The organism is Desulfobacter postgatei 2ac9, from assembly GCF_000233695.2.
In the GTDB taxonomy this organism is placed as follows: domain Bacteria; phylum Desulfobacterota; class Desulfobacteria; order Desulfobacterales; family Desulfobacteraceae; genus Desulfobacter; species Desulfobacter postgatei.
Window position 1 is genome coordinate 2,268,928 of the sequence record NZ_CM001488.1, and the last position, 12,103, is coordinate 2,281,030.

Here is a 12,103-nt window from a genome sequence, read left to right on the forward strand (position 1 = left end):
AGCCCCATGGAATTTCGGATCTCCTTATATCCATCAGTTAACGGCCCTTCACCGTAACCGCATTGGGTCTCCCGCACTGCACTGCAATTCTTCCGATACATGCCATCCCTGCTACCCCGGAAGATCACCTGAAAGGATTTCCGTTTTCTACTCCCAGGCACTACGGCCTTCCCTTGATGTCCAAAAGGTCGGCATCTTCAATTAGTTGACGAGGCTACATATAGGTTCACTTTCGTTACGGCCTGCATCTTTGCCCATAAGAAACTTACAACCTCTGGTTACCCAGACGCTGCTTCCCGGTGCTAAGAAGGCGTACGGATAATTCCTCCTTCAGGACTTTAACCTGTTAGAACTACAGTTGTTACGGCATACGGACATCTTACTTATTGGTTAACAGGAATTAGAATGTTTGTTTAAATCCCTTCATGGCACGAAGGGCAAGGGCAGTGGCGCCGGGTTTTCCCCATCACATTACACAAAGGGGGAAGGGAAGCTTGGCGCTGTCATTTATGACAGGGGGGGTGTCATTTACCATGTAAGAGAGGTGGTTATTGGCGTGTACCCATTATATTGAGTACAATTCGGTCCGTGCCGGTCTTGCAAAATGTTCTGAGGATTGGAAATGGAGCAGTGCCGGGGCACACATATGGATAAAAAGGATGAGATTCTTGTCAAAACACCCCCCTTGCTTGAGATTGTCAATATCCCCTGGAGAGATTTTTTATTTTCTGATATTCATAAATCTGAAATTGAATTATTCAGAAAACATGAACGGACCGACTGACCGTTCAAACGACTTTTGTAAAACATTTGGAAGCTATTTTAGACAGGCGGCTGAGGCGCAAAAAAACTGGTCGAAATAACAATGAGTAAGGTGTCCCCAAAATTACTCGCCCGGAACAAAAACGTGTTTGGGCAAGCCTTGAAAAATCAACCGAACAGGTCATTGAATCTGCCTTTTCAGAGGCATCACATCGTGATCCCACGCAGGAAAAGCATTGGGTAGCTCTGGTGGATGGTGAAAATCAACAATTGAGAATCCTGAAGAGTATGGCCAAAAAACAAGGTGTGGATCTTACAATCATCGTCGATATTATCCATGTCATTGAATATCTGTGGAAAGCCGGCAGAGCCTTCCATCCCAAATCCGGCCCTGAACTTGAAAAATGGGTTCAGTATCGGATTCTTAAAATACTTGAAGGCAAAGCCGGATTGATGGCAGGCGGAATGCGTAGGAGCGCCACAGTGAAAAAGCTCACAGAAAAACAACGAGAACCCGTCGAAACTTGTGCAACTTATCTGAAAAACAAGGCACCTTACCTTAAATATAATCGATATCTTGATCTGGGATTCCCCATTGCCACAGGGGTCATTGAGGGTGCATGCCGTCATCTTGTCAAGGATCGTATGGATATAACCGGGGCCAAATGGAGGTTGACAAGTGCCGAAGCGGTGCTGCGCCTGCGCGCTCTACGGAGTAGTAACGATTTTGATGAGTACTGGGCCTTCCATGAGTCTTGTGAATACAAGCGGAATCACCAGAATCTTTATCAAGACGGTGAAGTTCCCCCCACAACGCATCCTAAATCTTCGTCTAACCGAGTTCATCTCAGAGTAATCAAGTAATCACGATAGAAAATGAGGAATATTTTGACTAACAAAAAATTGTTGTTAGGCATGTTTCAAAAGAGCCGCACCCTTATCATTTCTTTACAATAAGGTTCTCAGTATTCCTCATCCGCCTATTTGAGCTCTTTTGCCAACCGATATTTTTTCAGCTGGACCGGGCTATTATAAATTTCAGGAATAAGGGGGTGGCTAATCGGGGACTTGAACTATCATCTGCAAAAACAGAGATGTTACAGAATTCCTTGAGCTCTATCCCCCAACCTAAAGACCGTTTTCCTCTTTAATAAAGTTGAACACGATGCTTAAGGCCTGAGATATTTATGAATTATTCTTTATGTAATCCTTTCCAGTGATGTCCGGTTAGGTAATTTCAAAGAACCAATAAAATCACGTGATGCAAAAACCTAACCGGACATCACTGAGATGAAATGAAAGTTCAATGCACAGCTTAAACTCGGTGGATTTTTGTCTTGACTTTGGGGTCCACCATAATGTGATTGTTAGCCAAAGTTTTGTTCTATATTTACGACTATACGTTAACAACATTTACAGCCTCTGAGCCCGATGGAACAAAGCAAGTGTCACCTATATACCTTAGTTTTAAAATATCTATCCACCCATCGAGTTTTCTGCCCTCCAATTTTACTTCCGCTCCGTTTTCTATCCATTTCCTTGAACGTTCTTTAATCGCCTGTAAACCTTTTACTCCCACTTGCCCTCCGTCAATGCTAATGAGCATGTCATCTTCACCCCATCCAATGCACGTTAAAACATGTTCACCACCTAAGATATGTACATAATCACCCTTTTTAGGACGTCGACCCTCACCCGGCGTAACCCAAGCACCTATATCGTCTCGTTTCGCAAAATCTATCGCACGCTTAATCGCGGTACCTGGAATATATGGGATATATAGAGAGTCTAAATCCACTCTCATCCTTCTCCAAATGCCTTCTGCCACAACTCCACAAGTGGATATGCCTTGCCATTGAGTGCATTTTGGTGGATCTTCATCGTTGTATTTTGCGCAACCAAATGGCCGATCGAGATCCCATTGACCGTTAATGGAGCCAAGTATTTCATTCCATCTTTTTCTGTGGGCAGGAATTCCCGCTTCGAGACCGACAACCGAATATAGGTTTGCAACAAAGGCTTGTCGAAGTCCTTCTTCATCTGTCGGCCTTACTATTTCTGTTAACAAAATAGGTGATAAATCGCTTTCATAAGAGGCAAGCATGTAAGGCGAGCCAGGCGTATATGAATAATCATATTCGATAGACGAACCATCCGTTTTATGTTCCTTCATCTTTACTTGGCTACTACCAGTTGGATCAGATTTCATTTCCTTTAATGCTTCAGTATCCACCTTATTCTTGTCTTGTATTTCTTGTTCGTTGGCGTCGAATGGAGTACCAATAAGCGTTCCAACGGCTTTGTTACGAGCTGCTTTAGCATCTTCTGATGACATCTTCCCTTCGCTCTCAAGCTCGTCAATGATCTTAAGAGTTTTGCCAATGTCTTTCTTCATAGCTGCTTGCTTTTGCAAATCAGCAGCTATGCTCGCCAGATCGGTTACACTCTTAGATGTTGTCTGCAATGCACCAAGTGCATTGGCCTGAGTTCCTGCCAAGCCAGTCATATCCTTAAAGACATCGCTCTTACCAAGGAGATTAAAGGCGGCCGCCAAACCCGTTGGATCTGGGGCGGCAGGGCCATTTTGCATATTGATAATGCTGGAAGGTAAATTTTTAACCTGTAGGTTACCTACATCGGACTGTCGACTTGCAGTCGACACTGCTTCAATCGGGGTTGCCTGAGTACCGCACGGCGCTTCATCAAACCGCCAATGACGAGTTTCGTCGATCTCTTCGCAACTATTGCATTTACCCATGACTGATTCCGCATAAACGCCTTTGGTTGGCACGCTTACTCGGAAGGGGTCAGGCTTGGTCGTCGGCTGGTAAAAAGCTAATAAATCATCCACCTTTCTGAACACTGGATCGAGGCGTTCTCCCGGTACTACCTTTAATACCAAATTGTTGCCGACGATACCCACGACCTTGTTCTCGACAACGCTGGCCACGCTCTTACCACCCGCGTTTGGCGCGATATAGCCATCAAGTAGCCCAAACAGTCGACTGCTGTCCATGCTCGACCAAATGGCCTTGTGCGACATTTCGAGATTTTCGTTCAAAAAGCTGACTAATGCGGAGGCAGCTTCACGATCTTCTTTGCGTGGTTCTCTTAGTTCCTTGTCAGAGAGCGGTGTATACATCAAAGCAGCATCAGTCTTGATCTTGAGAACAGGCGGAAAATTTTCGGGAATCTCTATCGAATTGATGATATCGTTGTTAACGTTGCCGTTTTGAATGATAGCTTCATTCAGATGCTTCGTCTGATAATGCAAGTACGTTGCGCGTAAGATGATTTTTGAAGACGGATGGACAAATGTGTTGGCCCGAAATCTTAGATACTTTATTTGCCGCCGCGTTATAGTTTGCGGTTCTCGAGTAGCGATATTCACTTGAAGCGGTATGCCGCGCCGATAATTAGAAAGTAGTGTAAAATCCAAATCCAGTCGTTTTTCAAAACCGTCTTCTGCAACACCATAAATGTGGATTGTATCGATAAAGTCACGCACGATATTGGGGACATAATCAGCCTCGAAAATAGCATCCTTCTCGGCCTCAGTAAGTGGTCTTTCCTTGGTGTATGTGAATTTTAAGATACCAGTAAACCAGGGATGCCATTTATTGAGATCGATGGTTTCTACAATCATGGTTTCTACAGTCTGATTATCAATTTCATCGATAGGAGGACGTTTAAGTTCGAAAGAAATAGAAAAATTACCGCTAAAATATTGGATTACTTCATCCGCATAGCTGCCTGTTGGAAAATCTGAGTCAGCATAATTGTTGGTAATCCGTTCAATGGCATCAAAACCCCTTCTTAGCTTTGTTCCATATACGGTCCGACGTAGCGTATTTCTCCAACGAAGGATCTTCGCATGATCGAACAGGCTCATCGGTAGAGGTACAAACAGACACTCCTGAACATCCACCAGGTTTTGTTCGATTGCATAATGACGGAGTACTTCAAAATACTCGATGGTGATGGCATGGCAATGATTGTTATTCTTTACCACCTCTGTTTGCACGGAAACGGTTTCGTTTTGTCCAACCGTTTGTATTACCGTGCTGCGCTGTGTTCTAAGTGATGAGGCAGATTGGGAAATGTTATCTTGAAGACGATTCAAAGTACTACCGGACAGATTGCGGGCTGAATTCTGATCAGCAGTCGAACGTGAGGAGGCGCCGGAATGTGACACTCCTCCTCCCAAACCTAATGAAAAGCCCCCGATGCTTCCGCCAAACCCCAACCCACCACCTCCGCTAGTAGAACTCGTTTTATTGGTTGAAACAGCGTGGATTTCCTCCGTAAGCGATGAATTGATAATCTCGCTAATATCCCGGTTTCGGGATAGATCTGCTGACAGAGACTCAGCCACGGTCTGATTTTCTGTACGGACTGCGCGCTCTTCTCGATCCCAATCTACAATGGCGATTTGCTTTTCCTGACAAGGTGCCAGCGGCAGGCTGTACAATAAATCCCCAAGTGAATATCCATCGGCCTTCCACTGCTGCTTAAAATGAAGGATATGACCATGTGCAATCGTGGTGTTTTCGTAGATCGTTGGCGTTTCGTCCCAATCAACGCTGTTTTCTACTGTCAATTCCTTACGACCGGGATGATCGGAAATATAAGCCCTCTCTATGGCCTCAATCTTGTTTATTGCCGCATATATTTGTCTCTTCAAGGCATTCAAGGATGCTCGAATCGCGTCATAATTCTTTACAAAATAGTCGTCTTCCAGTGAAATCAGAAAATTCGAGCCAGCGTTGTAAAAAGCATGGAATTTCTCCAATAAATGTAAAAACGCCGTTATACTTGTGATATAGGTATCGTAATTGGCGCGAATAGTCAGGATTTCTCCAAGCGATAACACTGATTTATTGCGCAGTGTGTCTCGCGTATCCTCAAATTGTTGCTGCAGACACATAATGCCCATAGTCTGAGTTTCTCGAATAGGGCAAGGCTCGAAATTGTACAAGCCGCCTTCACCAGCTTGCGCCAGTTCACTGACTAAGCGGCGTAAATAGCCTAACAACTCCTCTTGGTCCTGACTTTCGACGGTTTGTTTATCAACGGCTTCTATCAGTTTCTCCGTGCGATTTTGAACAACTGAAATTGATGAGATATCCACATACGGTTGTTGTACCAACTTTTTGATATTCTGCACATAAGCTGCCAACTGTTTTGGCAACGAGGCATTTTGGAACAAATTCTCGGAAGGCTGGTCGATGTATTGCTCGATATGACCAAGCAATGATTCTACGGTGGCTCGATTTAGGGAGTCTTGTGCAATCAGTGACTCACAATATGTCTTGGTTTGAGGTGCCCCTTGTTTGCCACAATAAGCGGCAGCCAATTCATAATGTAATTGCTGTAATTTTGCCTTTCGTCTAGCCTGTTCAGCCAGCAATTTCAAGATAACACTAAAATTATACTTCAATTGCTGGGTGCTAAATTTCAGTTTCCCTGCCAACGTATCCAGCTTCAATTGATACACAGGATCAGCCGAAACTGTTGCCGTACTCATGTTATAAGCTCTCACATTAGCAACATTTTCAATCGATGGTTGTGTTGTTGCATCACTGTCTTCATCAACCGAATAGGCCACCAAGCTCAAGGTATTCATAGAACTATTGATACGACCAAAAATCGCAAACAAATCATCCGAAAGTGTTAACAACTCTGCCTTTAGACGTTTGCTTTCAAGGGGGGTAATCGTCAAACCTCGGATTTCAGGCTCTGTGGTCCGAACCGTATGATAAAAACTAAATTCCTCCAAGGTGCGATTTGGGATGGTAAAATCGACGCACTTGCCGCCAATATCTTGTGAAAATGACGAATTACCCACAAGTTCGCTGGCATCGGGCAATGCCGGTACTGTGCTGGCTGCGGAACTTGCGTTTGCGGGCAAGGGCGATAAATCGGTCATCAATAATATATCTTTCGGGATTTTCTTGTTTTCTAAATTAATCCGAATTGGCTCTTCACTCAGTCCGGCAATTAAACCATACGCGTGCTCATAGTCCTTATTGTCGATTCGGCCAAAGAAAAAACCATCCTTATTAGTTTGAGCACTAAAAATAGGTCGACAGCTATCGCTATCCGGTGCTGCGGCGGGATCGCTACTAGCAACAATTACTACTTGAACGCCTGAAGCTCGGCGTTCACCTGAAATGTCAACCAATTTACCCGATATTTTTCTGGGAATATTTAGGATCGGGCCTTCTTCGTAGATGATCTCAATGACTTTAGGATTGACTTTAATCTCGAAAGGTTTTGTTTTATCTGGAGCATTTTCAGAGATGTTCGCTGAGTACAAGTATCCGAAGCTGTATATTTGTTTTAGCTGAAGATCGCCATCTGGGGCAAAGACCTCTATGGTCACATTTTGACCGCTTAACAAGTCTTCTTTGGGTAAGAAAAAACGGAAAGCACCGTTTTCCTCTACATCAACGCGATCCTTACTGTAAATCGGATTCCCACTTATCTCTTGGATGTAGCTGACCTTTAAAAAATGCCCAAGGTATTGATCCGTGATTTCAACTTCACTTGTGGTAGGTTTTAACAAACCATTGATACTTACTCTATTCATTTTTAATTCCTCCATCATATTTGGTGACGGTATCAATCTGATGTGCGTGTAGTAACTTGGCTAATATTTAAATCACTGGCTTGTTCAGTGCAGTGGTTTGTTCAATGGCCACGGGGTAGTGGGGTGGGAAATTCTCCTTAAATAACATGTATAAATCCTGTATCAATAAAGAACGAAATTAACAATCATTTTGTGCCCGTGTTAAAAATTTTCGCCTACCGTTTTAAGCCGGGATACCCTTTAAAATAAGGCTTGTCAGAAACCCCCGGTTCATGAGGTTCAGGTACTGCAAAACGCTCATCACCAGGTCAAACGGTCCCGCGTTATGTCGGTAGCCAAATTTTCTAACCGGATAACATTCGGAAGCTGTTTGTTTAGTGATAGTAGGTTTTTAACGTTTCAGGACGGACCCCGATATAAAAGAGCAGCTGAAGCATCCAGTTGCGCAGGGTTGTATATATCATGCCTTCTTTTTTCCAGCGCCGGGCCGAGGTAACCACCGGATCTGAAATGAAGTGAATTTTATACCCCTTTTTTCTGAGTCTGAGCATGATCTCCACATCTTCCATCAGTGCAATTGGTTTATATCCTCCCAAGTCCCAAAAGCATTTTGATTTAATGAATATTGCCTGGTCGCCAAAGGGAATCCGGGTGATCCGGGAACGCAACGTTGCCACCTTTTCGATGATACGAAAACCTAATTGCTTTGCGCCAATGGCCAGATCAAATGCACCGGCGGCAACTTCCTTGTCCCGGCAGGCATGAAGAATTGTTTTGAGTGCATTTGCAGGCAAAACAGTATCTGCATGAAGAAACAGCAGCAGATCTGCGGTTGCGGTCCGGGCCCCATGGTTCATCTGCACGCCCCGGCCGGCCGGTGATGCTGTTTTTATAACATCCGGGTCATTGATCGCTTGAAGGGTGCGTTTTTCAGGGTCTCCATCCACCACAATAATTTGGGTCGCCCACAACATTTGCGATGCCGATGATTTAAGGTCGTCAATGGTTCGGTTAATACGGTCCGATTCGCCGTATACCGGTATAATAACGGAGATCACAGGGTTCATTGGATTGAGGTTCCGGAAGTTGATTTGAAAATAATATCCCCGTAAAAGGCCGTTGACGTCCCCTCCGTATTGTCCGAGTCCGTCATGATCGCCACACCCGAAGTCATGGGGGGCGGGTGTCCGAAACTATCCACATAGTCCTGATAAATATTACGTTCTTCGGTGACCCAGGTGCCCACCTTGTCGTCACCGCTTTGCACGGCGATCATCATAACCTGATTGATGTAGGGGTTGGGTATCCGGGTCCCTTTAGGGACGCGGTTGGCCCAGATATAGGTCACCACTGTTGCAGGTGGATACTGGCCGTATATCAGGCGGGCGGTTTCAAATCGGGTTTTTTCCCAGACCCCTGCCTCATCAGGGTTATATTCAAAAGCCACATAAATTCGTGCCGGATAATCATCCCCGCTTTTTTGGGTGACATCGGTTTTCTTATTAATGTCCGTGATTTTCCATTGCCATTGAATAATGGGATATTTTTTCACATCAATGCCGATTTTGCGGATCAGTCCCGAAGCGGATGCCTTGCTATAGGCTTTGATTACAGTTCGCCCCTGGTCTTCAACCATATTGTATGTGGTATGTGCCTTTATTTTTTTAAATGTCAAAGGCTCCCAGTGCCTGGGCAAGGTTTCCCCGGTATTCGCCTGGGAAAAGTCCCCTACGGTCAATATCGGCTCGGCGCAAAGCGCAACAGCGAGGTGCAAAACCATGATAAAGCTGACCGCCATCCAAATTTGTTTTTGTCGACTCAAAATTTAACTCCTTGTTTTAAAAGATAATTGGTTGTGTGTACGGCCGTTTTGCCGACTGGATCAAGATTGAGAAAGGCTAAGTCCTTTTGGGTATCAATGTCCCGCCACACGGGCAGAGTACAGTGTGACACATGATGATCTTTACATCTGTTCAGGGTCAGATCAAATACCTGGTCGGTTCCCCAGGGGATACCGTGAAATATCCGGGGGGTAAATCCTTTGGCCGTAAACCCGATCAGATAATATCCGCCATCATGACTTGGGCCGATGGCCGCACTGCACTGCTCCAGAGCCTTAAAGGCCGTATCAAGTATCTGAGATGGCAGATCCGGTAAATCAGACCCGATGAGAACGGCCCTTTCATATCCGGCGGTAAAGGTGTCGGCAAGGGCATTTTCCATTTTTTTTCCCAGGGTGGTGCCCTTTTGGGGGAAAAGATCCAAATCCTCTCCCAGCCAATCCCTGATATGATGAATGGCGTTTTCCGGGTAATAGTAGACCCGCAACGCCCAGGGAGTTGATCGAACCATATCCAGAATATCCATCACAAAGCAGCGGTATAACGCCAGGGCTGCTGTGTCTCCCACACCCTTTGCAAGGCGCGTCTTGACCCGGCCTTTTTCCGGGGATCTGATGAAAATGATGACAGCGTTATTTTTTGTCATCTTCACACAGGGTTGTCCTCTATGATATCGATCTGTATCCATGGTGTGTACTCCCATTGTGATTGTGCAAGTATCAAGATTCAAAAAATAATTATTTACGCTGCCAGGCCAAAAACCGTTCAACAATCCCTATCGCGGTTTTCGGCATCCGGGATCTTTTCCAGACACCCGCAGCAAATCGGCCGGACTCTGCCAGGGTCGGGTAAATATGGATGGTGCCAAGGATTTTATTAAGTCCGATATTGTATTTCATGGCCAAAATAAATTCATGGATCAAATCTCCGGCATGGGACCCCACAATGGTCACCCCCAGGATTTTGTCTTTTTGGGGAACGGTCAGCACTTTGACAAATCCCCGGGCTTCGGAGTCGGCAATGGCCCGGTCCAGATCGTCAATCCCGTAGCGGGTCATCTCGTAGGGAATATGGGCGGCAAGACAATCTTTTTCGTTCATTCCTACCCGGGCCACTTCGGGATCGGTAAACGTACACCAGGGGATCACCCTGTAGTCTGCCGTGAATTTTTTAAAAGACCCGAACAATGCGTTTACAGAGGCATACCAGGCCTGATGAGCGGCCACATGGGTGAATTGATAAGGGCCGGCAACATCACCGGCCGCATAAATATTGGGCATGGTGGTCTGCAGCCATTTATTGGTTTTAATGGTACCATTGGGGTTGAGCGCCACCCCCAGTTTTTCCAGCCCAAACCCTTGGGAATTGGCCACACGGCCCAAGGCAATCAAAAGGGCGTCAAACCGAACGGGCACTTCTTGTCCATCCGAATTTCGGGTACAGATCAGTTTTTTTTCGTCATTGTCCACCCGGATCTCCTTTGTCGTGTGCCCGGTGAGGACCCGAATGCCCTCCTGGATGAAGGTCTCTTGGATGAAATCGGACACATCGTCATCTTCCCGGCCCATGATCCGGACAGCTCTGCCTACCAGGGTAACCTGGGCACCTAAACGGGCAAAGGCCTGGCTGATTTCGCACCCGATGGGACCGCCCCCCAGCACCACCAGCCGTTGGGGTAAATCTCTCAAAGACCAGACCGTATCAGAGGTGAGATACTGCACCTGGTCAAGGCCGGGGATGGCCGGAACCATCGGCCGGGCGCCCGTTGCCACGACAATGCTGCGGGTGGTGATGACTTTACCGTTCACCTCAATTTTATATGGGGAGATAATATGGGCCTCGCCCCGGATGCAATCGACCCCGAGTTGGGTATACCGCTCCACAGAATCATGGGGTTCTATTTTTTTGATGATCTGTTCCACCCGCTCCATGACCGTTTTAAAATGGAAGTCAATATGGGTATGTTCAAAACCAAACTCCTTGGCCCTTTTGGCATACGAGAGCATTTTTGCGCTGCGCAGCAAGGCTTTGCTGGGCACACACCCGGTGTTCAGGCAATCTCCCCCCATTTTGTCCTTTTCCACCAATGCCACACCCGCCTTCACAGCCGCTGCAATATAAGAGGTCACAAGACCTGCGGAACCGGCACCGATAACCACCAGGTTGTAGTCAAATTTTGAAGGCTTGGAAAATTTTGCCATGACCCGCCGGTTTTTCAAAAAGCCTGTGAACGCCCTTGCCATCCAGGGGAAAAGTCCCAAAATGGCAAAGGAAGCGAGCAATGGAAAGGAGAGAATCCCGGATGCGCTTTCCACCTGGGATAACCGGGTGCCGGCATTGATGTAAGCAAGGGTCCCTGGAAGCATGCCCAGCTGACTTACGATGTAGAATATGCCCGTTTTAATGGGGGTCAGTCCCATGAGAAGGTTGATGACAAAAAAGGGAAACACCGGCACCAGGCGCAGGGTGAAAAGATAAAAGGGACCGTCGGTTTCAATTCCCTCATTTATTTTTTTGAGCCGGTCGGAAAATCGATCCTGGATGTACGCCCTTAACAGAAATCGGGACGCAAGAAAGGCCAGGGTCGCACCGATGGTGCTGGCAAAGGAGACAATGATTGTGCCGGTCCAAAGCCCAAACACGGCACCGCCTGCCAGGGTCATCACCACGGCTCCCGGAAGTGAGAGGGCCGTTATAACGATATAGACCGCCGCATAGATGAAGATGGTTAGAGTTGTGTTTTCGACATAAACATGTTCCATGGCGGCCTGTTGGGATTTAAGAGCCTCGAAGGTCAGGTGCCGGTGAAGATCCAATGAAAAAAACAGGATAACGCCCAGGATAAATGTTCCAAGAATGAGTACCTTAAAGAATTTTTGATTCATTTTCAGTAGTGTCCGGTTAGGTT

At 46.1% G+C, this 12,103-nt stretch carries 6 protein-coding genes and 1 pseudogene; 2 read left to right on the forward strand and 5 right to left on the reverse strand.

Annotated elements, in window-relative coordinates:
- Positions 1 to 646: 646 nt before the first annotated feature.
- Positions 647 to 784: a hypothetical protein gene (locus DESPODRAFT_RS21080; RefSeq protein ID WP_245531891.1), complete on the forward strand. Its 138-nt coding sequence runs from the start codon at positions 647 to 649 to the stop codon at positions 782 to 784.
- A gap of 98 nt (positions 785 to 882) precedes the next feature.
- Positions 883 to 1,560 (forward strand): annotated as a pseudogene (locus DESPODRAFT_RS10430) (ISKra4 family transposase); the annotation flags it as partial.
- A 598-nt stretch (positions 1,561 to 2,158) separates the two neighbouring features.
- Here DESPODRAFT_RS10430 and DESPODRAFT_RS18685 read toward each other — a convergent pair.
- From DESPODRAFT_RS18685 to DESPODRAFT_RS10455, 5 genes are all read right to left on the reverse strand, one after another.
- A complete protein-coding gene (locus DESPODRAFT_RS18685; protein WP_004073380.1) occupies positions 2,159 to 7,354 on the reverse strand; it encodes a hypothetical protein in 5,196 nt (1,731 codons plus the stop codon).
- Positions 7,355 to 7,728: 374 nt separating this feature from the next.
- Complete coding sequence (locus DESPODRAFT_RS10440) at positions 7,729 to 8,421, reverse strand: TIGR04283 family arsenosugar biosynthesis glycosyltransferase (protein WP_004073381.1); 693 nt, start codon at positions 8,419 to 8,421, stop codon at positions 7,729 to 7,731.
- A complete protein-coding gene (locus DESPODRAFT_RS10445; RefSeq protein ID WP_004073382.1) occupies positions 8,418 to 9,176 on the reverse strand; it encodes a DUF3047 domain-containing protein in 759 nt (252 codons plus the stop codon). The genes DESPODRAFT_RS10440 and DESPODRAFT_RS10445 overlap by 4 nt, the downstream gene beginning before the upstream one ends.
- Positions 9,173 to 9,883, reverse strand: a complete 711-nt coding sequence (locus tag DESPODRAFT_RS10450; RefSeq protein WP_004073383.1) for a TIGR04282 family arsenosugar biosynthesis glycosyltransferase — start codon at positions 9,881 to 9,883, stop codon at positions 9,173 to 9,175. Before DESPODRAFT_RS10450 ends, DESPODRAFT_RS10445 begins: the two co-directional genes overlap by 4 nt.
- A gap of 49 nt (positions 9,884 to 9,932) precedes the next feature.
- On the reverse strand, positions 9,933 to 12,080 hold the full coding sequence (locus DESPODRAFT_RS10455) for a dihydrolipoyl dehydrogenase family protein (RefSeq protein WP_040016315.1): 2,148 nt from the start codon (positions 12,078 to 12,080) through the stop codon (positions 9,933 to 9,935).
- Positions 12,081 to 12,103 lie beyond the last annotated feature (23 nt).

Excerpts from the sequence above, each read along its gene's own strand:
- DESPODRAFT_RS10455 (WP_040016315.1), bottom strand. The coding sequence starts at position 12,080 with ATGAATCAAAAATTCTTTAAGGTACTCATTCTTGGAACATTTATCCTG.
- DESPODRAFT_RS10450 (WP_004073383.1), bottom strand. The coding sequence starts at position 9,883 with ATGGATACAGATCGATATCATAGAGGACAACCCTGTGTGAAGATGACA.
- DESPODRAFT_RS21080 (WP_245531891.1), top strand. The coding sequence starts at position 647 with ATGGATAAAAAGGATGAGATTCTTGTCAAAACACCCCCCTTGCTTGAG.
- DESPODRAFT_RS10440 (WP_004073381.1), bottom strand. The coding sequence starts at position 8,421 with ATGAACCCTGTGATCTCCGTTATTATACCGGTATACGGCGAATCGGAC.
- DESPODRAFT_RS18685 (WP_004073380.1), bottom strand. The coding sequence starts at position 7,354 with ATGAATAGAGTAAGTATCAATGGTTTGTTAAAACCTACCACAAGTGAA.